This window comes from Azonexus sp., assembly GCF_030824335.1.
In the GTDB taxonomy this organism is placed as follows: Bacteria; Pseudomonadota; Gammaproteobacteria; order Burkholderiales; family Rhodocyclaceae; genus Azonexus.
The window spans coordinates 13,923-37,117 of record NZ_JAVBXX010000025.1 but is presented as its reverse complement, the minus strand read 5'-3'; the positions used below and the strand labels follow the sequence as shown (position 1 = coordinate 37,117).

General features: G+C 59.3%; 25 protein-coding genes. 18 read left to right on the top strand and 7 right to left on the bottom strand.

What is annotated here, in order from left to right:
• A partial coding sequence (purL, locus tag RCI20_RS14185) for a phosphoribosylformylglycinamidine synthase (RefSeq protein ID WP_306606567.1) occupies positions 1-1,634 on the bottom strand: 1,634 nt, incomplete at its 3' end.
• A gap of 254 nt (positions 1,635-1,888) precedes the next feature.
• Between purL and RCI20_RS14180 the strand changes: the two genes are divergently transcribed.
• On the top strand, positions 1,889-3,241 hold the full coding sequence (locus RCI20_RS14180; protein WP_306606564.1) for an EAL and HDOD domain-containing protein: 1,353 nt from the start codon (positions 1,889-1,891) through the stop codon (positions 3,239-3,241).
• A gap of 24 nt (positions 3,242-3,265) precedes the next feature.
• Here the strand turns inward: RCI20_RS14180 and RCI20_RS14175 are convergent, their stop codons facing one another.
• On the bottom strand, positions 3,266-4,462 hold the full coding sequence (locus RCI20_RS14175; RefSeq protein ID WP_306606562.1) for a PilT/PilU family type 4a pilus ATPase: 1,197 nt from the start codon (positions 4,460-4,462) through the stop codon (positions 3,266-3,268).
• Between the two features lie 178 nt (positions 4,463-4,640).
• On the opposite strand from RCI20_RS14175, the gene RCI20_RS14170 reads away from it, so the two are divergent.
• A complete protein-coding gene (locus tag RCI20_RS14170; protein WP_306606560.1) occupies positions 4,641-6,335 on the top strand; it encodes an EAL domain-containing protein in 1,695 nt (564 codons plus the stop codon).
• Between the two features lie 14 nt (positions 6,336-6,349).
• Here RCI20_RS14170 and RCI20_RS14165 read toward each other — a convergent pair whose 3' ends face one another.
• Positions 6,350-6,685, bottom strand: a complete 336-nt coding sequence (locus RCI20_RS14165; RefSeq protein WP_306606558.1) for a hypothetical protein — start codon at positions 6,683-6,685, stop codon at positions 6,350-6,352.
• A 100-nt stretch (positions 6,686-6,785) separates the two neighbouring features.
• Here RCI20_RS14165 and RCI20_RS14160 point away from each other — a divergent pair, with 100 nt between their 5' ends.
• Positions 6,786-7,280: an RNA methyltransferase gene (locus RCI20_RS14160; RefSeq protein ID WP_306606556.1), complete on the top strand. Its 495-nt coding sequence runs from the start codon at positions 6,786-6,788 to the stop codon at positions 7,278-7,280.
• Here the strand turns inward: RCI20_RS14160 and RCI20_RS14155 are convergent.
• On the bottom strand, positions 7,277-7,546 hold the full coding sequence (locus tag RCI20_RS14155) for a hypothetical protein (RefSeq protein WP_306606554.1): 270 nt from the start codon (positions 7,544-7,546) through the stop codon (positions 7,277-7,279). The two genes, RCI20_RS14160 and RCI20_RS14155, sit on opposite strands and share 4 nt — an antisense overlap.
• On the opposite strand from RCI20_RS14155, the gene RCI20_RS14150 reads away from it, so the two are divergent.
• Positions 7,530-8,408, top strand: coding sequence for a hypothetical protein (locus RCI20_RS14150; protein ID WP_306606552.1), 879 nt, complete (start codon positions 7,530-7,532; stop codon positions 8,406-8,408). The genes RCI20_RS14155 and RCI20_RS14150 overlap by 17 nt on opposite strands.
• Before the next feature lie 92 nt (positions 8,409-8,500).
• On the top strand, positions 8,501-9,718 hold the full coding sequence (gene sbcD / locus RCI20_RS14145; RefSeq protein WP_306606550.1) for an exonuclease subunit SbcD: 1,218 nt from the start codon (positions 8,501-8,503) through the stop codon (positions 9,716-9,718).
• A gap of 4 nt (positions 9,719-9,722) precedes the next feature.
• Here sbcD and RCI20_RS14140 read toward each other — a convergent pair whose 3' ends face one another.
• A complete protein-coding gene (locus RCI20_RS14140; protein ID WP_306606548.1) occupies positions 9,723-10,613 on the bottom strand; it encodes a LysR substrate-binding domain-containing protein in 891 nt (296 codons plus the stop codon).
• Positions 10,614-10,720: 107 nt separating this feature from the next.
• On the opposite strand from RCI20_RS14140, the gene RCI20_RS14135 reads away from it, so the two are divergent.
• From RCI20_RS14135 to RCI20_RS14105, 7 genes are all read left to right on the top strand, one after another.
• Positions 10,721-11,116, top strand: a complete 396-nt coding sequence (locus tag RCI20_RS14135) for a tautomerase family protein (protein WP_306606547.1) — start codon at positions 10,721-10,723, stop codon at positions 11,114-11,116.
• Positions 11,117-11,126: 10 nt separating this feature from the next.
• A complete protein-coding gene (locus tag RCI20_RS14130) occupies positions 11,127-11,981 on the top strand; it encodes a DMT family transporter (protein ID WP_306606545.1) in 855 nt (284 codons plus the stop codon).
• 98 nt (positions 11,982-12,079) lie between these two features.
• Positions 12,080-15,529 (top strand): exonuclease subunit SbcC, encoded by a 3,450-nt coding sequence (gene sbcC, locus RCI20_RS14125; protein ID WP_306606544.1) that lies wholly within the window; start codon positions 12,080-12,082, stop codon positions 15,527-15,529.
• 156 nt (positions 15,530-15,685) lie between these two features.
• Positions 15,686-16,309: a hypothetical protein gene (locus tag RCI20_RS14120; RefSeq protein WP_306606542.1), complete on the top strand. Its 624-nt coding sequence runs from the start codon at positions 15,686-15,688 to the stop codon at positions 16,307-16,309.
• 58 nt (positions 16,310-16,367) lie between these two features.
• Positions 16,368-16,910, top strand: a complete 543-nt coding sequence (locus RCI20_RS14115) for a hypothetical protein (protein WP_306606540.1) — start codon at positions 16,368-16,370, stop codon at positions 16,908-16,910.
• A 113-nt stretch (positions 16,911-17,023) separates the two neighbouring features.
• On the top strand, positions 17,024-17,320 hold the full coding sequence (locus tag RCI20_RS14110) for a type II toxin-antitoxin system RelE/ParE family toxin (RefSeq protein ID WP_306606538.1): 297 nt from the start codon (positions 17,024-17,026) through the stop codon (positions 17,318-17,320).
• 3 nt (positions 17,321-17,323) lie between these two features.
• The gene (locus tag RCI20_RS14105) at positions 17,324-17,635 is read left to right on the top strand and encodes an addiction module antidote protein (protein WP_306606536.1); all 312 of its coding nucleotides are present in this window, start codon (positions 17,324-17,326) and stop codon (positions 17,633-17,635) included.
• A 25-nt stretch (positions 17,636-17,660) separates the two neighbouring features.
• Here the strand turns inward: RCI20_RS14105 and RCI20_RS14100 are convergent, their stop codons facing one another.
• On the bottom strand, positions 17,661-18,029 hold the full coding sequence (locus RCI20_RS14100) for an SHOCT domain-containing protein (protein ID WP_306606534.1): 369 nt from the start codon (positions 18,027-18,029) through the stop codon (positions 17,661-17,663).
• A gap of 189 nt (positions 18,030-18,218) precedes the next feature.
• Between RCI20_RS14100 and RCI20_RS14095 the strand changes: the two genes are divergently transcribed.
• The 6 genes from RCI20_RS14095 to RCI20_RS14070 all read left to right on the top strand — a co-directional run bounded on the left by RCI20_RS14095 (position 18,219) and on the right by RCI20_RS14070 (position 21,718).
• Positions 18,219-18,902: a hypothetical protein gene (locus tag RCI20_RS14095; RefSeq protein WP_306606532.1), complete on the top strand. Its 684-nt coding sequence runs from the start codon at positions 18,219-18,221 to the stop codon at positions 18,900-18,902.
• Between the two features lie 42 nt (positions 18,903-18,944).
• Positions 18,945-19,118: a hypothetical protein gene (locus RCI20_RS14090; RefSeq protein ID WP_306606530.1), complete on the top strand. Its 174-nt coding sequence runs from the start codon at positions 18,945-18,947 to the stop codon at positions 19,116-19,118.
• Between the two features lie 103 nt (positions 19,119-19,221).
• Positions 19,222-20,064, top strand: a complete 843-nt coding sequence (locus RCI20_RS14085) for a GNAT family N-acetyltransferase (RefSeq protein WP_306606528.1) — start codon at positions 19,222-19,224, stop codon at positions 20,062-20,064.
• A gap of 83 nt (positions 20,065-20,147) precedes the next feature.
• Entirely contained in the window at positions 20,148-20,720 is a 573-nt protein-coding gene (locus RCI20_RS14080; protein ID WP_306606526.1) for a YkgJ family cysteine cluster protein, read from the top strand.
• A gap of 177 nt (positions 20,721-20,897) precedes the next feature.
• Positions 20,898-21,374, top strand: a complete 477-nt coding sequence (locus RCI20_RS14075; RefSeq protein ID WP_306606524.1) for a CreA family protein — start codon at positions 20,898-20,900, stop codon at positions 21,372-21,374.
• A 143-nt stretch (positions 21,375-21,517) separates the two neighbouring features.
• Entirely contained in the window at positions 21,518-21,718 is a 201-nt protein-coding gene (locus RCI20_RS14070) for a hypothetical protein (protein ID WP_306606521.1), read from the top strand.
• A gap of 19 nt (positions 21,719-21,737) precedes the next feature.
• Here the strand turns inward: RCI20_RS14070 and msrA are convergent, their stop codons facing one another.
• The gene (gene msrA, locus RCI20_RS14065; protein WP_306606519.1) at positions 21,738-23,042 is read right to left on the bottom strand and encodes a peptide-methionine (S)-S-oxide reductase MsrA; all 1,305 of its coding nucleotides are present in this window, start codon (positions 23,040-23,042) and stop codon (positions 21,738-21,740) included.
• Positions 23,043-23,195: the final 153 nt, after the last annotated feature.

Genomic DNA, 23,195 nt, shown 5'->3' with positions numbered 1-23,195 from the left:
GATTCGTTGGACCAGATTTCGGCCGGCGACATGCCCGGCTCTTCGGTCGGCACCTTGCGCAGATCGAAAATGGCGCCGACGCCGCCCGAGTGGGCCAGTTCCGGCAGGGCGTTGGAAACACCGCCGGCGCCGACGTCGTGTACCGACAGGATCGGATTGTTCTTGCCCATCTGCCAGCAGCGGTCGATGACTTCCTGCGCACGGCGCTGGATTTCCGGGTTGCCGCGCTGGACCGAGGCGAAGTCGAGGTCTTCGGCATTCGAGCCGGCCGTCATCGACGAGGCGGCACCGCCACCCAGACCGATCAGCATGCCGGGGCCACCGAGCTGGATGAATTTCGTGCCGACCGGGAAGGTTTCTTCCTTGAACGATTGCTCGGCCTGAATGGAACCCAGACCGCCGGCGATCATGATCGGCTTGTGGTAGCCGCGCACCGTGCCGGCAACGTCCTGCTCGTAGGTGCGGAAATAGCCGGTCAGATTCGGGCGACCGAATTCGTTGTTGAAAGCGGCAGCGCCGATCGGGCCTTCAAGCATGATGTCCAGCGCCGAAGCAATGCGCGACGGACGGCCGTAGGCGTGCTCCCAAGGCTGCGGCGCATCCGGCAGATTCAGGTTGGAGACCGAGAAACCGCAGAGGCCGGCCTTCGGCTTGGAACCCTTGCCGGTGGCGCCTTCGTCGCGGATTTCGCCGCCGCTACCGGTAGACGCGCCCGGAAAGGGCGAAATCGCGGTCGGGTGATTGTGCGTCTCGACCTTGGTCAGGATGTGGGTCAACTCTTCCTTGTAGGAATAGCCGCGGTCGGCATCCGGGTAGAAACGCTGGATGGTGGCGCCTTCGATGATCGAGGCGTTGTCGGCGTAGGCCATGACCGTGCCTTGCGGCGCAGCGGCATGGGTTTCGCGGATCATGCCGAACAGCGTCTTGTCCTTCTTCTCGCCGTCGATCACCCAGGAGGCGTTGAAAATCTTGTGGCGGCAGTGTTCGGAATTGGCCTGGGCGAACATCATCAGTTCGACGTCGGTCGGGTTGCGGCCGGCCTTGGTGAAGATGTCGAGCAGGTAGTCGATTTCGTCCTCGGACAGCGCCAGACCAAGCGAGCCGTTGGCTTCAACCAGCGCGGTTTTGCCGCCCTGGAGCACGTCGACCGTATTGAGCGGCTTCGGCTCGAAATGGCGGAACAGTTCGCTGGCGGCGTCGAAACCTGGCAGTACGGATTCGGTCATGCGGTCGTGCAGCAGGCCGGCGACGGTCTTCTTCTCTTCTGCGGTCAACGGGCGGTTTTGCTTCAAAACCACATGGAAGGCAACGACGCGTTCGATACGCTCGATGGCGTCCAGATCGCAGTTCCAGGCAATGTCGGTGGCCTTCGATGACCACGGTGAAATGGTGCCGATGCGCGGTGCGACCAGGAACAGTTCGCCGGCTTCGGCGCTGGCAGCCTTCTCCTCCAGCAGCGTCGCCAGCTTGGCGCGCTCTTCTGCGGTCAACGCCCGTTTCAGCGCAGAAATGTGCCAGAAATCAGCAACCACGGATTCGATATCGGCAACCGCTGCGGTCAAACGATTTGTCAGGCGTTGCAGACGGAAGGCGGAAAAGGCGGCGTCGCCCTTGAGGCAAAGAATGTCGGCCATGGGGAGTGAGGTCTGGTTAGGCGGAGAACCAAAGATTATACCCGAGCCGAGGAAAGCACCGAGTATTGGCTGACGCTGAGAGCATTGACCAAGCGCACTGCCTGACAAAAGCAGTCGACCAGGCAACGAAAATCAAGGATCATCGACGATGAAGGCTGGCTCAAAAATCGACCTGCAACGTGGCGCTCGATCAGCAACTATTGCACGCCCCCTTCCCTGCCATTTCGAAAAATCCACTCGCCCAAGAGTCAAAAATGTTCGGTTTTATCAAACGATTGATTGGCGGCAGCACCCCGCCAGAACGCGCGGCAAGTTCTGTGCGTTCCGCGCCGCAAACCCCAGTGCCCACCAGTGCGCCAGAAGCGCCCGCCCCGGTGCGCAACCGCCCGTCCGCAATTATCCGGCGCGAAGAAATCATCGATGAGAAAACCCGCATCTGCGGCTACCGTTTTTCAGCCCACAGCCCGGACTCAGCAGACCTTGCCGACCTCGAATCAACACTTGAGGCACTCTCCCAAGCTCAAGTTGCCGCCTTTGCCGAACGACGCATGACACTGATCCATCTACCGACAGAGGACTGGTCAACGCTAAATATTCAACCGATCGTCGGACCCAACACTGTTTTTGTTCTGCCCCTGCCAGAAAACTCCGGAGACATGACCAGCTGGTTGGCCGCCAGCACAATCATTGCCCAGGCTGGCGCCAAAATTGCTGCTTCCGGCAACGACATGCTCAATCAGCGCAGCCAGATCGTCGGCTTGATCGATTTCATTTGCATCGATTTTTCTGCCTACTCGCTCAAGCACCTTGAGCAAACCATCAGCAAACTGAAAGCACTTTTCCCCAAAGCCCGCCTGATTGCAGAAAACATCAGCCGCTGGCCGGAACAGCGTTACTGTATTGCCCACCGCATCAGTTATTGCCTGGGCACTTTTACCACTGCACCGGACGAACAGCAGCAATCCGGCGAAATCGGTCAAAGTCGCCTGGTACTCATTGAAATGCTCAATGGACTGCGCCAGGATGCCGATCTCGCCGACATTGCCGAACTGGCCAAACAAGACCCAGGCGTAATTGTCAAACTGATCGCCATGGCCAATTCGCCCATGCTCGGATTTGCTCAATCCATTACCAGCATTGATCAGGCAATCATCATTCTCGGCCGGGAACAGCTGTATCGCTGGATTTCCATCGGCATGTTCCGCATGGATGCAGGATCACCGCGTGACGACGTCCTGCTGGAACTGGCGCTGAGTCGGGGCCGCTTCCTGGAACTCATCGGCCAGTTGCATCATGGCAAGACAGCATGCGACGAACTATTCCTGCTCGGACTGCTCTCTCTGCTCGACATTTTGCTCGGCATTCCCATGCCCACCGTGGCCCAGCGAATCAATCTATCAACCGAACTGAGCGACGTACTACTGAACAGCAGCGGCCCGCTGGCGCGTTATCTGATGTTGGTCATCGCCATCGAAAAAGGCCATGGCGAAAATATCAGCCGGCTGGCCGGACAACTGGACATCGCCCTCGATATTATCGAAAGCGCATCAGCCGAAGCCCAAAGCTGGGCCGAAAACGCCTTGTCGAGCGGGAATCAGGCGCAATAACCCAGTGGCGGCAGTACGGCGAAATCATGCCGCGCCAGCCTGCCCCTTTGCATCTTCCGCTGCCGGCGGCTCTTCCTTGGCTTCCATGGACAGCGACATGCTGCTGGCGGTCGATGGTTCGCCCTTCTTGCTTTTCAGCTTGATCGCCAGACGCAGTTCGTTGGTTGAGTCCGCATTGCGGATGGCCTCTTCGTAACTGATATCACCCGCATCGTAGAGGTCAAACAGCGCCTGATCGAAGGTCTGCATACCAAGTTCTCGACTCTTGTCCATGATCGGCTTGATCGCAGCCGATTGCCCCTTCGACAACAATTCGGCGACCGTTGGCGTATTCAGCAGGATTTCGATGGCCGCCTTGCGCTTGCCGTCGAGCGAACGAACCAGCCGCTGCGAAATGACTGCCTTGAGATTGGACGCCAAATCCATCATCACCTGCGGTTTGCGCTCGTCGGGAAAGAAATTCACCACGCGGTCGAGGGTCTGATTGGCGTTATTGGCGTGCAAGGTGCCCATGCACAAATGGCCGGTTTCGGCAAAAGCCAGGGCATGCTCCATCGTTTCCTGATCGCGGATTTCGCCGATCAAGATGACGTCAGGCGCCTGACGCAGGGTATTTTTCAGCGCGTTATGCCAGGAATGCGTATCGACCCCGACTTCGCGATGCGAGACCAGACATTGCTTGGAAACATGAACATACTCGACCGGGTCTTCCACCGTAATGATGTGGCCGGGCGCACTGCTGTTGCGATGATCGATCATGCCGGCCATCGTCGTCGATTTACCGGACCCGGTGCCGCCAACAACCAGCACCAGACCTCGCTTGGCACTGATGACATCTTTCAATATCGATGGCAAACCCAGCTTTTCCAGACTGGGAATTTCGCTGGTGATGGTCCGGATGACCATGCTGACGGCTGCCTGCTGCAGAAAAACATTGACCCGAAAACGCGCCACACCGGGCAGCGAAATAGCGAAGTTGCACTCCATCTCACGCTCGAAATCCTCCCGCTGCGTGCGATTCATCAGGATCATGGCCAACTTGCGCGAGACATCGGCCGTCAGTTTCTGTGCCGTCAGCGCCTTCATCGTGCCATGCACCTTCATCGTCGGCGGAAAGTCGCGCGCGATGAACAGGTCAGAACCACCGCTCTGCACCATGGCCTTGAGCAGGTTGTGGATGTAATTCTTGAACTCGTCGCCAAGTATTTCTTCGCTGCTCATTTTTACCTCATGGATATGCGCTGCCACATGACGGCTATTCCGGGCCACCCCGTCAAAACTGGCCCGAGGTTAACCTTCAAGCCCCATCTCTTGCAACAGGGATAAAACTTTATTGCCTCTTGGATACTGGGGCAAGGTTTGATACATAATGAGCGACTGCTTACCCTATTCATAACGCATGTACCGACCGCGAAACGATCCTGCCCCATTATCCAGCGCCTTCCTGAAGTTGCCGGATACCTTGTTGCTGGTTTTCAACAAGGAAGGGCGTTTGAACATGATCAGCGACGCTTGGGTTGAAGCACTGGGTTATGACCTTGGTGAACTGGAACAGCACTGCTTTTTTGATCTGCTGTATGAAGATGATCGCGCCGAATGCCAGGAACGCCTGGCAAAAATGAGCGAGGAAGCCCCCACCCAACGTTTTTCCAGCCGCTGCTATCGCAAGGAAGGCGGCTATCTGGGCGTAGTCTGGAATCTGAGCTTCGAGGCGGAATCCGGCCTCTTCTTTGCTTCTGCCCACGAAACGGCCGTACACCTTTCTCCCGAAGAACCCCATCTGCCGGATGTGTTTGTCGACGGTCTGACCGGTTTACCCAACCGCAGCTTGTTTCTCGATCGCCTCGAACACACTTTTCGTCGTGCCGAGCGGCGCCAGGAAATGCAGTTTGCCGTACTGCATTGCGGCCTTGATCGCTTCAAGGTCATCAACCACAGCCTCGGCCATCGCATGGGCGACATGCTGCTGACCAGCGTCGCCAACCTGATCCGCAATACCATCCGACCGACCGACATGGTGGCCCGGCTGGCCGGCGATGAATTTGGCATCCTGCTCGAAGACATCCGCGACGTCAGTTCGACCCTGCATGTCGTCACCCGCATTCTGCAAAAACTGCAATTGCCCTTCATGCTGAACGAACATGAAGTATTCAGCACCATTTCCTTCGGCATCGTGGTCAAAGGCGAGGAATACCAATTGCCGGAGGCCATGCTGCGCGATGCCAACCTGGCCATGGTGGGCGCCAAGGAACTGGGCGGCGGCGCCTACATGGTGTTCAACAAAGGCATGCACGACCAGGCGGTACGCCGCATGGAACTTGAAATGGATTTGCGCCACGCACTGGAGCACAACCAGTTCGAAGCCTACTACCAGCCCATCGTGAACCTGAAACTCGGCACACTCGCCGGATTTGAAGCGCTGGTGCGCTGGAACCACCCGGAGAAAGGCCTGATTTCTCCGGTCGAATTCATTCCGGTCGCCGAAGAAACCGGCATGATCATCCCGCTCGGCCGCTGGATGCTGCAGGAAGCCTGCCGGCAACTCAAGCACTGGCAAACCACCCTGCCCGGCACGCAGGATCTGACGGTCAGCGTCAATCTTTCCTGCAAACAGGTACTAAATGCCAAACTGCTTGACGACGTACGAGACGCCTTGGCAAACAATGGTCTGACAGCCCAATCGCTGAAGGTGGAAATCACCGAAAGCGCAATGATGCAGGACACCGAGCGCGCCATTTCCCTGCTCGAACAATTGCAGGCGATGGGCATCCGCATCCTGCTTGACGACTTCGGTACGGGTTACTCATCGCTCGCCTATCTGCACCGCCTGCCGATCGATACCCTGAAAGTCGACCGCTCATTCATACGCCATCTGCATGAAAAAGGCACGGACCGGCACTTTGTCGAAACCATTGTCCATCTGGCGCAGCGACTGCAGCAGGATGTCATCTGCGAAGGGGTAGAACTGCAGGAACAGGCCGACATCCTGGCGGCGATGGGCGTGGGCTATATCCAGGGTTTCCTGTACTCCCGCCCGGTGGTCGCCAATGAGGCAACAATGCTGATCCTGACCGGCCTCACCCCAAAAAACTGAGCGCCGCAAAAACCTCAGTCCTTGCTGTCATGGGCAGCACTCAGCTTTTCCGAAACGTACTCGCCGCGTGCCGTCGAATCGTTCTGCCGTTCGTTCTGCACGCACCAAGCAAAAAACTCTTCAGGAACGATCTGACATTCGAGCGCCATCACGCCGGAACGCTGAAAATTGCGCCGGGCGGCAACGGCCATCGTCTTCCACTTCTCGAAGGAATCTTCGAAACATTCGGGGTCGACCGCAGTCGCCTTGACCTGGGCCCAGGTCTCCGGGGTATACCAGGTCACGCCAATCACCATAGACTGGCTACGGCGCTTGGCCTTGATACTTTGATAAAGCGTTGGTTTTCTCATGATGGGAATGACTGCGTGAGTTGTTGATGGAACGCAAGCCATTAAGCAACAAGACCCTACTCAACACAAGGCCTTTACCCTGAATCCACGTTAAAGAACCATGCAAACCATCACCAGAAACCAGGCCGTCCGCGAATGCACCGGCTATGCCTGCATCGGACTGTACAACCCGAAAGGCCCGGAAAACGTCGGCGCCATCATGCGCGCAGCCGGCTGTTACGGCGTCAATTCGGTGTTTTACACCGGCAAACGCTACGAACGGGCGGCCGAGTTCCGCACCGATACCAAACAGGTCCATCTGCAATTACCACTGATCGGTGTCGATGATCTGCAACAGGTCATCCCCTTCGGCTGCACGCCGGTCGCCATCGAAATCCATCCGGATGCAAAGCCGCTCACCGAATACCAGCACCCGGAACGCGCCTTCTACATCTTCGGCCCGGAAGACGGCAGCCTGAAAAAGAATGTGACGTCCTGGTGCAAGGACATCATCTACATCCCGACGCACGGCTGCATGAATCTCGCGGCCACCGTCAATGTCGTGCTTTACGACCGCATGCTCAAAGCCGGCGGCTGGCGCGTCAAGGCCGACTAAGGCGGATCACGACCGAGGCCGGCACAAAATGCCAGCCTCCCGATTTTCGCGGTCAACCCGTTATAAACAGGGAATTTTTCCGGTCGACCGTAAAAATTGCCGCTTTTCCGTACCTCGGAACGTAACGGCTTGTCGCCCCAACCTTGCTGGATAAGGCTCGGCACCAAAACATGGGGCATTTTTTCCACATGGCATTGATATTGCAATTGCACTCCACCACGAGCAGAAGATTCAGACGGGAGGACAACAATGAGCATCACGGCCATCACATCTTTTTACGCCGCCAACGCCGCAAGCGCAGTGCGCAGCACGAGCGCCAGTGCAGCGAGCAAGCCAAGCACGGCAGGCACAAGCAGCGCACCAACGAGCGAAAGCACGACAGTGCATATCTCGAATGAAGCCCGGCAGGCAGCGGCAAGGGAGGGCGGCATCGCCATCCCGGAATCCGTCCGCCAGTCGATACTGGCCGAACAGAACCGGGTTTTTCCGCAGGATATTCTCGACGAAGCACAGGCCCGGCTTCAGGCCAATCCGGGTATTAGTGGCAACAGCAGTAGCAGCGCCACGCCGGGCCTGGGCAATCTGCCCCTGTTGCCGGAAAACGAAGCACTCCTCAAGCAGATCAAGCAAGAAATGCACGCTGCCCATGCCGCCAGTACCGAAGGCACCGATATAACCCCCTATTTCCGCCTGATCATGGCCGTCCAGAGCGAAGGCTGGAAATCGCCGATGACGATGGAAGACGCACAGCGCGAAGTCGACATCTCCCAGGCCATGGCCAGGCTGACGCCAGCATCAAGCGCTGCGCCGCTGAGCGAAGCCGAACAATGGCAAAAGGACAAGGCGACAATGGCGCAATTCGAACAGGAACGCGCCGGAAAAATTCCCGACCAATGGAAGCAGCGCTGGCAGGAAGCCAAGCTGAGCATGCCGGAAACCACCAGCACGCCCTTCCCGCAATCCATCTGGCTCGGCCTGGCCAAGTCCGCCGGGATCAGCGAAGACGAATTCCTCGGCAAGGCGCGCGAACTAGCCGGCAAATACTCGGGCAACAGCTTTTTGCAAGCCGTTGAAAGTTTCGTCAGCGAACGTTACTCGGCCAGTTCCGGGAAGACGCAAACAAGCTGAGGCTGTAACAGCCGGGCGAGCGCAAACAATGCCCACTGCGACAAAGGCGCTTTGCCGTTTAAACTTCGCCCTTTCCCATTCAGCAGCCCGGCATGCGCATCCTCCATACCTCCGACTGGCACCTCGGCCAGCACTTCATGGGCAAGAGCCGGCAGGCCGAACATCAGGCGCTGATCGGCTGGCTGCTTGAACAGGTGGCAACGCAGGACGTGGATGCGGTAATCATCGCTGGCGACATCTTCGACACCGGCACGCCACCCAGCTACGCCCGCGAGTTGTACAACCAACTCGTCGTCCGCCTGAACCAGGCCGGCGTCGCGCTGCTGCTGCTCGGCGGCAACCACGACTCGGTCGCAACACTAAGCGAAAGCCGCGAACTGCTGGCACACCTGGGGACCACGGTGATCGCCGCCACACATGAAGACCCGGCCACGCAAGTGATCGTGCTGCCGCAGCGCAACGGCGAACCCGGCTGCATCGTTTGCGCCATCCCCTTCGTCCGCCCGCGCGACGTGCTGCAAAGCCAGGCCGGACAAAGCGCCGAGGACAAGCAGCAGTCGCTGCAACAAGCGATCCAACAGCACTATGTTGCGGTCGACGCCGCCGCCCGGGCAAAAATGGCCGTGCTGGCAATGAAGCTGCCGATCATCGCCACCGGCCACCTGACCACGGTCGGCGCCAGCAGCAGCGAATCGGTGCGCGAAATCTACGTCGGTGCGCTTGAAGCCTTCCCGACCAGCGCCTTCCCGCCGGCCGACTACATCGCGCTTGGCCACATCCACCGGCCGCAGAAAGTCGGCGGGCTGGAGCACATCCGCTATTGCGGCTCGCCGATTCCGCTCGGTTTTGACGAAGCCAGGCAGCAGAAGGAAATGCTGCTGGTCGACCTCGACAGCGACGGTTTGCAAGCGGTCACCGTGCTGCCGGTGCCACGCTTTCAAGGCATGGTCGCGATCAGCGGCAACCTGGAAACCCTGGCCGGTGCCATCGGCGCAGCGGCCGCCGAAGGCACGCGTGAATGCCCGGCCTGGCTCGAAGTCACCGTCGCCGACGACGACTACCTGGCCGACCTGCCGGCGCGCATCGAAGCGCTGACTGAAGGCTGGCCGGTCGAAGTCCTGCGCATCCGCCGCCAACGTGGCAACGCCGCGACCAGCCTGCAGGCAGAAGCCAACGAAACGCTGGACGAACTCAGCCCGCACGACGTCTTCGCCCGCCGCCTGCAACAGGAGGCGTTGGGTGACGACATGCAAGCGGCGCTCAATGAACGCTACCGCGCCGTTGTCGCGGCCCTGACCGACAGCGAATGAAAGCTCATCGCATCGGTCGATGCAGGCTTTCGGCAAACGCAGCAATCAGGCAAAGCGCTGCCGGCGCAACGCTATCGCCAGCATAAGCGGCCACCAGACGAGAACGCGGCAGGCTCGGCAAAGCGATACCGGCACAGGAATCAACCGCCAGCAGCCCGTCACCCAACAAGCTTTCGGGCAGGACACCCAGCCCCAAGCCGTGGCGTAGCGCGTGCCGCAAGCCGGTCGTGCTGCTACCGGAATAATGCACACGCCAGGCGATACCGGCTTGGGCCAGAGCCGCCGTCGCCGCCATGCGAAACACGCAATTTTCACCAAACAAAGCCAATGGCAAGACGCCGGCATCGGCTGGCAAGGTATCGCGGTAGGCCTCACCGGCCACCCAGCACAGTGGCTCGTCGCGCAGCACCTCGAACTCACCGCCAACGACCTCACTACAATCCTTGTAGATCGCTACATCGAGCCTGCCCTCCGCCAGCGCAGTGCGGAGCAAGATCGACGCTTCCGCCAGAACGGACAAACGCAAGCCTGGGTAGCGCGCCCGGAACAGCGGCAGCGCAGCGGGAAACACCTGCTCCATCAATTCTTCGGGCAATCCGATCCGCAGGCTGCCAGTCACGGCATTGCGGGCCAGGATCGCGCAGGCTTCGTCGTTGAGCCGCAGCATCTGCCGCGCGTAAGCCAGTAACGCATTGCCTTCGGCGGTCGGCCCGTCTACGCGCCCCTGCACTCGCTGCAACAAGGTCTGCCCCAGCGTCTGTTCGAGCCGCTTGATCTGCAGGCTGACGGCGGATTGTGTCCGGCCAAGCTGTTCCGCCGCGATGGAAAAACCGCCCTGTTCAACAATCGCGACAAACGCGCGCAAGGCATCAAGGTCTAGATGGCGGAGCGACATCGCACAATCCTATTTTTAATTCATATTAATAACCAATATTAATCAATTTTCAAAATAATGAAAGCCAACGTACAGTCACTTCACCCCATCCAGACAAGGAGAACGTGATGCCCTACCTGCACCTCACCCTCGGCCAGACGATTCCCGCTGAAGCCCAACAGCAACTCGCCAGCCGCAGCACCGCATTGCTGCAGCAACTGCTGCACAAACGCGCCGAAGTCACCGCTGTCCGCATCGAATGCACGGCGGACGCCTGGTTCATCAACGGCGATAAACCCGCTGCAGCGTTGCAGCCCTGTCACGGTGAAGTCTGCATCACTGCCGGCAGCAACAGCACCGAAGAAAAAGCCGCCTTCCTTGCTGCCTTGCATGCGCTGCTCGGCGAAATTTGCGGTCCTTTGCCCGAAGCCAGCTATCTGGTCATCCGCGAGATCGCCGCCACCGACTGGGGCTACGACGGGAAAACCCAGGCCAGCCGGCTGGCGGCACGCCAATCCACTTGATCCGCCGGCAATGCCTTTCCATCCAACTGCTCTGGCCTTTGTCGCCCTGTATGGTGCCGGCTTCGTCGGCGCCAGACTCGGGCTACCGCATGCCCCACCCTTCGCCTTTCTCGCACTCCGCTTTGCCATTGCGGCAAGCTTGCTGGCAATCCTGGCCAAGCTGTTTGCTGCGCCCTGGCCGAGCCAGGTTCGGGAATATCGCCATATCGCCAACGCCGGCTTCCTGACCGTGGGTGTTTTTTCGGCCGGCGTTTTCTACAGTATCGCACTGGGTCTGGCACCAGCAGCCTCTGCGCTGATCATTGCCCTGCAACCCATCCTGATTGCCGTCGCCGCCCCCAGTTTACTCGGCGAATGCATCGGCCAACACCGCTGGCCAGGCCTTTTGCTGGGACTGGCAGGCGTCTTCCTGGTCTTACGTGAAGGTATCGGCGAGCAAGCCACAACGATGCTGCCAGTGATGCTGTCGGTCGTGGCGCTGCTCGGGCTAAGCGCAGGCAACCTGTATCAAAAATCCCGCTGCAAGACGATGCATCCATTCTCTGGAGGCGCCATTCAGTGTGCGGTTTGTGCGGCAGCCTGCCTGATCGCTTCCCTGTTCTCCGAAGATATGCCCATCACCTGGACAGGCGAATTCGTTGTCGCCTTGCTTTGGATGGCGGTTGTCGTCTCGGTAGGTGCGGTGAGCCTGCTGGTGATTTTGATCCGTGATGGTGAAGTCAGCCGCGTCGCCGGCCTGTTCTACCTCGTTCCAGTCTCCGCCGCCATTTGTGCGTGGTTGCTATTCGATCAGCAAATCGGCCCGGCCCAATGGCTGGGTATCGGAATCGCCGCTTGCGGTGTGGCCCTGGCCAACCGCCGCTGAATCTCCTCTTTTTTCGACTAACGCCCCCTGCGGCCTGGCGCCAACAGTAAAATCGGCCCTTCGATGGATGCCCTTACCCAGGCGCGAAGCCAAGCCGAATGAAAATCCTCACCCTGCGCCTGAAGAACCTCAATTCGCTGAAAGGCGAATGGACCATCGATTTCACCAAGCCGCCGTTCACCGACAACAGCCTGTTCGCCATCACCGGCCCGACCGGTGCCGGCAAGTCGACGCTGCTCGATGCCATCTGCCTCGCCCTCTATCACCAGACACCGCGCCTGAAGACCATCTCGGCGTCCGACAACGACATCATGACGCGGCACACCGCCGATTGTCTGGCCGAGGTCGAGTTTGAAGTCAAGGGCGCCGTCTACCGCGCCTTCTGGAGCCAGCGCCGGTCGCGCGACAAGATCGACGGCGCGTTGCAGGCGCCCAAGGTCGAACTCGCCACCGGCGACGGCACCATCCTCAGCACACAAACCAACGACAAGCTGAAGCGCATCGCCGAGATCACCGGCCTCGACTTCCCGCGCTTCACGAAGTCGATGCTGCTTGCCCAGGGCGGCTTTGCAGCGTTTCTGAATGCCAGCGCCAACGAACGCGCCGAACTGCTGGAAGAACTGACCGGTACCGAAATCTACGGCGAGATCTCGCGCAAGGTTTTCGAACAGGCGCGCGAAGCCAAAAGTCAGCTCGACCAGTTGAAAGCCCGCGCCGACGGCATGGAACTGTTGAGCGATGAGCAGCGCGCCGCCATGCAAATGGAAGTCGCCCGCCTCGACAGCCAACTCGCCGACCTCCAGCGCCGCCACCAGCAGACGCAAAGCCAGCGCCAGTGGCGTCTCGATCTGACGCAAGGCGAACAGGAAATCAAAACCGCCGAAGTCAGGCAACAGGAAGTCGACGCCGCGCTGACCGCCGCCGCGCCGGAACTTGCCAAGCTCGCCGCCAGCGAACCGGCCGAAGCGCTCAAGCCGCTGCATTTGCAGTGGCAACAGGCCGGCACCGCCTGCGCCCAAAGCGAAAACGAACTCAAGACCCTGCACGCCGAGCGCGTGACACGACAAGGCGAACAGTTCGCCCAGCACCTCGCCGCCGAACACTACAGCGCCCAGGTCGCCGCGCAAACGCAGCAGGCCCTGCAACAAAGCCAGCGCGAAGCCAAACAACTCGACGACTTCTGCACCGCTCATCCGCAACACGCCCAACTCGGCGAACGCCTCGGCGTCTGGCGCCAGCAGTTCGACCAGCGGGCCAAGCTAGGCCGCGACCTCGCCACCCAGCAACAGGCGCAGCAGAAACTCGAACAGGAACAAGCTGAAACCGCGCGCCAGCTCGCCGCGCAGAATCTTGCGGTCGACACTGCAAACAAGGCAAAAACCACTGCCGACGCCGCCCTGGAAAAAATTCAGGCCGAGCAGAACCAACGCCTCGCCGGCCAGACGCTGGCCGAACTTCGCGCCCACTGGCAACGCGAACAAGCCAACCTCGCCCGCTGGCAACAACGCGAAGCCCTCGCCCAGCGCCGCCGCGAACTGGCCGAGTTGCAAACGACGCAGGCCGCGCAACTGCAACAGGGCGAACAGAAGATCGCCGCCCAGGAAAAGCTGCTGATCACCCTGCGCGAGCAACACAAGGAACTTGCCGGCCAGGTCGCCGACAAGCAGAAGCTGCTCGAACAGGAACGCCGCATCCAGAGCCTGGAGCAACATCGCCAGCAACTGCAGCCCGGCGAAGCCTGCCCGCTATGCGGCGCCCATGAGCACCCGGCCATCGCCGCCTACGCCGCGCTCGACGTTTCCGCCACCGAAACCGCGCTCAAGGAAAAGCAGACGGCGCTCGAAACGCTGACCCAGAAAGGCCAGCAACTGCGTGCCGAACAAGCCGCCGCACAAGCCACGCAAAAAAGCGGGCTGGAGCAGCAAGCCAGAACGACACTGGAAAGCGCCCGCCTGCAGAACGAATGGCAGGAAAGCATCGCCGAACTGCCCGCAAACACACTTGCGGTCGACGCCTGGCAGAACGCAGAAACCCTGGCCACCGCGCGCGCCGCCGCCGAACAGGCGCAAACCCGACTCGCCGCCCGGATGCAAGCCGCCGATCAGGGCGAGCAGGCGCTGAACGCCGCCCGCAAGACCGCCACCGACGCCGCCCAGGCGCTGCTCAACGCCGGCAACCAGCAGAAACTGCTGCAACAGACGACGCAAGCCAACCAGACCCGTCAGGCCGAGATAAACAAAACCCTGCAGGCCATCGCCCGCGAACAGGCCGAACTCGACGCCAGACTGGTCGAAACGCTGAACGAAATCCCGCCCGATCCCGCCACTTGGCTAGGCGAACGCGACGGCGAATGGCAACACTGGCAGCAAACGCAGAAACGCCGCCAAGAACTGGCCGCCCTTCTCGTCCAGCAACAGGAACGCTACGACGCAGCACAAACCCAGGCCGCGCAATGGGCGGAACGCCGGAAAAACTGCCCGGAAACCCCGTCGCCCCTGGGGCCAGCCTCTGAATTCATGGTCGCAGAAATCCCGGTCACCGACGACCCGGCCACCGCCCTCACCCGCAGCACCAACTGCATCGCCGATCTGACCCAGCAACTCGCCGCCCAACAAGGCCGCCAAACACAACTCGAAACCAACCTCGCCCAACAGCAAAAGGCCTTCGCCGAAGCCTCGACCGCCTGGCAAACCGCCCTCGCCGCCAGCCCCTTCGCCGATCTCGCCGCCTACAGCACCGCGCTGCTGCCGGCCGAAGAACGCCAACGCCTGCTGCAACTGAAGGAAACCCGGCAACTGGCCAAACAGCAAGCCGAAGCCGTACTCAAGGCAGCCCGCGAAAAGCTCACCCGCCTGCAAGCCAGCGCCGACGAAACACCCATCCCGCCGCTACCCGAACTCGACGAAACCCTCACTCAACTCGACACCCAGCGCCGCCAACTCAGCGAACAACTCGGCGCCCAGCGCGCCCTGCTCACCCGCGACCAAGAGGCGCGGCAAAGCCAGCAGGCGCTGTTCGCCCAGATCGCCGCGCAAACTGCCGAAACCGACATCTGGCAACGCCTCGACAGCCTGATCGGCTCAGCCAGGGGCGACAAGTTCCGCAAGTTCGCCCAGGGCCTCACGCTCGACCACCTGCTGCACCTGGCCAACGGCCACCTCGCCCGCCTGCACGGCCGCTACCTGCTGCGCCGCAAAAGCACCGGCGAACTCGAACTCGACATCGTCGACAGCTGGCAGGGCGAAGTCGCCCGCGACACCCGCACACTCTCCGGCGGCGAAAGCTTCCTGGTCAGCCTGGCGCTGGCGCTCGCCCTGTCCGACCTGGTCAGCCACAAGACCAGCATCGACTCGCTGTTCCTCGACGAAGGTTTCGGCACACTGGATTCCGACACCCTGGAAACCGCCCTGAACGCCCTCGACACGCTCAACGCCAGCGGCAAGATGATCGGCGTCATCAGCCACGTCGAAGGCATGAAGGAACGGATTCCGGCGCAGATTCGGGTGGAAAAAGGCGGTGGAGTCGGATATTCGCGTCTGAGGATTTAACCGGCAGAAAAACTGCGGTCGACAGGAAAAATGCCCGATTTTCTGCGTTGACCGCAGATATCCCTGCCTACCAGCCCATCTGATCGGCGATTTGATTCCACCACCCAGTGGCATGCATTTTGCGTAATTTCAAATGCATGAATTAAGGAGTCGACAATGATCATCCAGGGCTACAACAACATCACTGCCATTTATGGCAAGAGCCAGAAACCTGTAATCGAGCGGCAAAGCATGCCGGCAGCAACGGCAAACCTTACCGATAGGGTCAGCATTTCAGATGCCGCCAAATCCCTATCATCCGAAACCCAAAACCTTTCCCAGACAAGCAGCGATCAGGCAACTGGCAGCAGAGGAGGAACGCACCTTCTCTGGCAAAGCGGCGTTATCGACACCGCCAGGGAGTTTCCGGCATGGGGTGAAAAATTCGCCCATGACTTCGCCTATGACGACGGCTATCAAACCAATGGCCCGCTGGTCGACATCACCAACTACCCGACCATGCGCTATACCTACACGGGCGAACTCGTCACCGACAAGAATCTAGCCGAATTCAAGGCAGAAGCGGCGATTGCCAGAACAGAGCGCATTGCCTTATACGAGGCAGAAAAAGCCGATGGCACTGCCGATCCGGAAATCATTGAAAAGCTGTTCCGGCTAACTGACTCCCGGTCAGACAGCTACCTCAATATTGTCGGCTGGGAACGCGCCACAAACCACTCTTCAACTGCAGAGAAGAATGCGATTGCCGCAGATACACAACGTCAACATGCTACTCAATGACCACCACAAAAATGTGGCTGGGCTACGATTTCGAAGATTCAGATAGGGAGTCATCGCAATGATCATCCAAGGCTACAACAACATCGCTGCCGTTTATGGCAAAAGCCAGAAACCCGCGAGCGAGCGGCAAAATATGCCGACAGCAATGGCAAACCTTGCCGACAGGGTCAGCATTTCAGATGCCGCCAGAGCGCTTTCTGAAAGCCAGCGCACCGTTACACAAACCAGAACCCCTGTCCAAGAAGAGGTGTTGCGTGCAGCAAGCTCAGACCGCGCAAGCGCAGAAAAAATAGCCTACCAAATGACAGCTGCACCAAGCCAAATATGCTATTCCAGCATCTACGACATGGGCCCCGATGGGAAGTTGAATAAGCTAGCCAGTTCAGGACGGATGATTGATCAGAACTTCAGAGACAGGTTCGGTCAAGAGGCATCGATAGTCGACGCACAGATTAAAGCCATGTATGACTCTGAAAAGGCGAAAGGAACCGATCCCGTGCAAATTATCGGCATGATGTTCGATCACATAAATTCACAGTCTAGCGACTACCTTGAAGCGACGGGTTGGGGATGGAGCGACGGGGTGCGGGTGATAGGGTAATCGGTGTCAGGTTAATTACTTCCGGCGTGAAACTGTGAAACTTGGGACAGACCACGGTGTGTCTCTCGCCGCTCAAAATTGACCAACCGTAATCGAACGACTACACTTTACCCATGTACTCGATCAAGCCCCTCCCCGAGTTCACCGCATGGCTGAATGGCCTCAAGGACGGCATGACGCATCGCCGTCTGGCGCGCCGGCTGGAGAAAGCCCAGAAGGGAAATCTTGGCGATGTGAAGGCGGTCGGTGACGGCGTGTTTGAGATGCGAGAGCACTTCGGGCCGGGCTGGCGGATGTACTACGTGCAACGCGGCGAGGTGCTGATTGTGATGCTGGGTGGTGGTGACAAGGCCACGCAGACCGCTGATATTGCCAAGGCCGTCAGGTTGGCCGCCATGCTGGAGGATTGAACGATGACCCGGAAAATTAAAATCACCGATCTGCCCGAGTTCGATATGGCAGAGCATTTGCCGGACGAGCAGTCCGTTGCCGAATATCTGACTGTGGTACTGGAAGAAAACGATCCGGCGGCACTGGCGGATGCCTTGGGCACCATTGCCCGGGCACGCGGCATGAGCGACATTGCCAAAGCCTCGGGGATTACTCGCGAAGCGCTCTATAAAGCGCTGCGCCCGGATGCCAGCCCGCGTTTTGAAACCATCAGCAAGGTTTGCGCAGCGCTCGGCGTTCGCCTGGTAGCCCAACCGATTCACGCACAGTCGTAGGAGCTTTATTCCGACATCAAGCCGATCAAAGCTGACTCAGCAATTCCATTTTCTTGGTGGTGAACTCCTGCTCGGTCAGGATGCCTTTTTGAAAGAGATCGGCCAGTCGTTCGATTTTGGCAAAGACATCGCCTTCCTGGGCCGTTGGCGCTGGCTGGGTCGGCGCTTCATTGAAGTTTTGGGCTGGCGCGCTGAAGTTTTGCTGCGGTTGTTGCTGCAGGTAGCCGTTGATGCTGATGACCGGCAGGCTGCTGACGCTGATCGTTCCATACTGGCTGCTGAAAGTCATCGAGTCGTTGCCGCCCTGTTGCTGTGAAACGCCGCCGATCTGGTTGTCCAGCGTGTCGTAGACCGTAACTTGGCCGCCGATGTCGACGACCAGGCAAGTTTTCAATTCACTCCGACCCCATTGATTAGGATTCAGGTGTAGAAAAAATTACTGCGGTCGACATGAAAAATTGGGGATTTTTCGCGTCGACCGCAAGCGCCAACAACTCCCCTGCTAGCGCACTTGGCATTTGACTCCCGTACCGAATGGAATGCTTTTTGCATCATTGCAAACGCATATCAGAGGAGTCAAAAAATGATCATTCAAGGCTTCAATCAAATCGCTGCTGCGTACGGCAAAACCCATTCCGCTACGCCGGCGCGGCAAAGCATGCCGAGCGCAGCGGCAAACCTTGCCGACAAGGTCAGCATTTCCGATGCCGCCCGTGCACAATTCGACGCGGCGAAAAAAACGACCACAAGCGCCGAAGTGCAGCAGAAAATCGCTGAAATCAAGTCACGACCGAACGTCGAGCGTTCGCCGGCCGATTTTGAATACCTGGAAAAACACGACCAGCGTTACGGCGAATTGCTCGAGAAAATCAAGACAAATGGCATGAACGGCTGGGAAGCGCTGACGGCAGACGAGTTGGATTACATGCAGAAGGCCAGCGGCATGGTCAATACCATGGCCTACCTGTCCTCCGGTGAGAAAGCACTGTTCGACGAAATGGTCGCGCAGGGCAATCGTGAGGCAGCCACCGGGCTGCTGCTGGTCGGCATGTCGCGCATCGGGATGGACGGCCAGCAAGTCACGCTGCCCAATGGCCAGCGTTTCGACCCGGCCGACACGGAAGTTACGGCGGCCAATGTCCGAAATCTCTTCAAATACCTGTTCGTCGATTCGAGCGGCAACGGCACTACCGATCAGAGCTTTGAGGCGCTGGCTTCGTATCTCGACAAACGAGAGGCTGCAGAACAACACAAGAATCAGGTTTAATGGCTCATTGGCCTCCTTTCCCAAACACGGAGCATTTCCTGCATGTTTTTCGCCATTATTTTTCTGAGCCTGGCCGCTCTGGGCAGCTACCTGTTCCCGGCATGGTCCTGGGCCGCAATTCTCGGCACCGCCTTCGGCTGCGTCGCCATGCTCCGACTGCTACTGCTTCTCGGCGAGCGCCAAGGCAAGCCGGCGGAAAAGAGCGATCCGTCGTGACGCCATCGAGCCCTGGCGAAAAATGCCCTGTTTTTGCGGTCGACCGCAAAATTTCGCCCTTTTTCAGCCCCGCCCTGGCTGCAATCAAGCACGAAGAGACGCTATGAGCTCACTGACCATTCGCCCCATGAGCCGGGATGAAATCCCCTGGGCCATCGAACAGGCTGCCCGGGAAGGCTGGAACCCGGGGCTTCATGATGCCGTTTGTTTCTACCAAGCCAATCCGGAAGGATTCCTGATCGGCCTGCTGGATGGTCTGCCCATCGGCTGCATTTCTGCGGTGGCCTATCCGGAAAACTTCGGTTTCATCGGCCTCTACATCGTGCTGCCGGAACAACGGGGCCGGGGTTATGGCATCCAGTTATGGCAGGCGGCCATGAGGCGACTGGCCGGGTATAACGTGGGCCTGGACGGGGTGGTGGCCCAGCAGGCCAATTACGGCAAATCCGGCTTCCGGCTGGCCTATCGAAACATTCGCTACGAAGGCATCAGTGCCAACATGCCGCCGCCCGCCAGCTTGCACCCCCTGCACCAGATCGCCCCCGAACTGCTGGCGGCTTACGACCGGCAGGTTTTCCCCGCATCGCGACCTGATTTTCTCCGTGCCTGGGTGGGCTTGGCGGGTAGCCGGGGTCTGGCCTGTATGGCACATGGGGCATTGCAGGGCTACGGCGTGATCCGTCCCTGCCGCCAGGGTTACAAAATCGGCCCCCTGTTTGCCGACACGCCAGCCCTGGCCGAGTCAATTTACGCCGGGCTGACGGCTCCGCTACCCGACGGCAGCCCGGTGTTTCTGGATGTACCGGAGAACAATCCCGCCGCACTGGCCCTGGCAGAATCTCGGGCGATGACCCGGGTTTTCGAGACGGCACGGATGTACACCGGCGCTTTCCCTGCACTGGCTCTGGAAAAACAGTTCGGCATCACGAGCTTCGAACTGGGTTGATCTGGTAAATTCCTGCCCGACAAACACTGACACGATCGGCCTCCCATGATCTTCCTTTTACCAACCGACAAGCCGCCCTGCCGATGAGTCCCGGAAATATCCGCCGTCACCTGGCCAGCGAGCTTGCCGCCGCGGCCGATGCCTATCAGGTAGCCGAAGTCATCCCGCACTGCCCTGAGTGCAGCAAGCCGTGCTGCCGTCTCGACCCGCTCGTTCTCGAACTGGAGTGGAAACAGATCAAGTCGTTCTGGCGGCTGGACGAATCGCGTCCGGCCTTCGACCGGCGGCTCGCCTCGGGCCAAGGTCCGGAAGAAATTCGTGCCGGCAACGGGCTTTACTACGTCCATGGCAAACCCTGCCCTGCCTACGACCAAGCCGGCCGCTCGTGCCAGGTTTATGGTCAGGCGCTCAAACCTGTTGGCTGCTCGGACTTCCCGGTCTACGAAAATGAAGGTGCCGTCATCGCCGACCTGCGTTGCGAGGCCGTCGACCGTGCGGCACTAACGGCCTGGATGGCGCGCGCGCTCGGGCCAGAGTTTCGTATCGTCGACTCGGCTGACGAAGAATTCCCCTTCCTGGTCACTCTGTCGGTGAAACGGAAGAAGCTTCCCGGCGAACGCACGGGCAAGACACCGGCAAAGACCAGGCGCACCTGATCCCAAACAAACCACGGCAGCCTGAAAAATGCCCGATTTTGCGGTCGACCGTAAAAATCGGGCATTTTTCACAGGCTCTCATGAAAATCTTTCAATCAAGGCTTTGCTACGCCTGATGCGCCCTGAAAAGACGATGCGCATTACACTCGGCCTGTCGCAATCTCACCGGAAATCATCATGTATCGCTTGCCTACCCTGTTGCTCAGCGCATTACTCGCCGCCTTCGCCCTGCCGGCGGCGGCCGAGGAAATCGGCTGCAGCACGACCGAATGGAAATTGATCGGCGCCAATCATCGCGTCTGCGTTTATGCCTACGATGATCCGAAGATTCCCGGCGTCACCTGCCATGTCAGCCAGGCGCGCACCGGCGGCATCAAGGGCAGTTTCGGGCTGGCCGAAGATCCGTCGCAGTTTTCGCTCGCCTGCCGCCAGATCGGCCCGATTACGCTGCCCGCCAAATTGCCGGAACGGGAAACCGTATTCAGCGAAGACACTTCCCTGCTCTTCAAGGAAACCCAGATTCACCGCCTGTACGATGCCAAGCGCAAGGTGCTGGTTTATCTTGGCATCAGCCGCAAGATCATCGCCGGGGCGCCGACCAATGCGATCTCGACCGTGCCGATCCAGCCCTGGCCTGCCGCCAAGGCACCTTGACGAATTGGCGCACTTGACCGGTGCGCTGTAACGCACCGGTCAAGTGCCCTTTTGTTCCCCGCCCCAGTACCAAACGCGCCTTACCTCATGGAACGATAGTTGCGTGCCGTAAAGCAGGTACAGGATGGAACCGGGAGAACAGCATGACCTGCCGACTCAACGAAGAAACCATGTTCTGGATACGCCTCGCCGCTTTTGCGAATTTGTCAGAGCAGATACTCTGCACCGGTGCATCGCTGGCCGATGCCGAAGAATTACTGCTCGGCTGGCAACTGCCAGGGGAACTGCCCTCACGCTTCGCCTGCCTGACCGGCGGTATCGCAAATGCAACAGCCAGGGTTTGATCCTGGCTGCGCCATTCGCTTATTTGCCTGAATCCGGCACGAATTTCAGCACATTGCCGTTGATGCAATAGCGCTTGCCGGTCGGCGGCGGACCATCGTCGAAGACGTGGCCAAGGTGGATACCCGAACTCGCGCTGCGCACTTCGACCCGCTTCATCCCATGGCTGACATCTTCATGCAGCGTAATCGAACCGGGTAACGGGTTGAAGAAACTGGGCCAACCGGAGCCACTTTCAAACTTGGTATCGCTACGGAAAAGCGCTGCACCAGTGATGGGGTCAACAAAGTTGCCAGGGCGTTTTTCATCGAGATGCGAACCGGTGCCGGGACGTTCGGTGCCCTGCTCGAAGGCAATCTTCTGCTGCGCCGGCGTCAGCAGGTGAAAGCCGAGCCATTGCCAGAAACGCGTAACTTCGCCGTTGTAGCCGGTGTAGCGCGACACTTCCTTGCCGTTCTCGAAGAGCACGATGGTCGGCGTGGCGAACAGCGCCTTTTCCAGCGTCCAACCCACCGGCGGCTCCGGGTTCAGCGTACGCACAACGGCAACCGGCGACTGCCAGTGGTCGAGCACATCCGCCTTGAATTTGCGGCAATAAGCGCAGTCATCGCTTTCGAAAACAATGAGCTGGCGTTCAAAATTGAGTGCATCGGCCGCCAGGCGCGGCGCCTTGACGGCGGCTTGCGGCATGGCCGAGGCGGCACTGGCACCGGCCACCGGGTACTTGACACCGGTGCCGCCGAGACCGCAGTAGCCGTTCGGGTTCTTGACCAGATAATCCTGATGGTATTCCTCGGCCGTGAAATATTTTTCCAGCGCCGCGATTTCGGTGGTGATAGCACCGTGGCCGGCCGCCGTCAGAGCGCCCTGATAAGCATCGCGCGTCTTCAACGCAATGGCTTGCTGGGCATCGCTGTTGGTGTAAACCGCACTGCGGTAATTGGTCCCGACGTCGTTGCCTTGGCGGTTACCCTGCGTCGGGTTGTGGCTTTCCCAGAACTGGATCAGCACTTTTTCCAGATCGACCTTGCTGCTATCGAACGTCACCTTGACCACTTCGGCGTGGTTGCGCGTGCTCGCTTTACCCCATTGCAGCATTTTTTCGTGCGCCAGCACCGCATCGTAAGTACCGGCAATTTCGCCATTGGCGTAACCGCTTTCGACATCGAGCACACCGGGGATTGCCGCCATGCGTTTCTCGGCCCCCCAGAAGCAACCCATCCCAAGAACGATGGAGTCGACACTGGCTGGATTGCCAGGATTTTTGCCGGCTGGCGCAGTGGAATGGTTGTCGGCACAGCCGCTAATAAGAAAACTGGTAGTCATGGCCAGAATGATTCCTTGAATTGTTCGACGGAAAAACATCGCTTACCTTTCGCTAGCATCGGCAATGGCGCAAAGACGCGCAGTCTGCCGGAAAATTGCCTACCGCAGGTGGACGCCGAAGACGCCCGGTGGTTCCCGGTATTACTTCCCCGC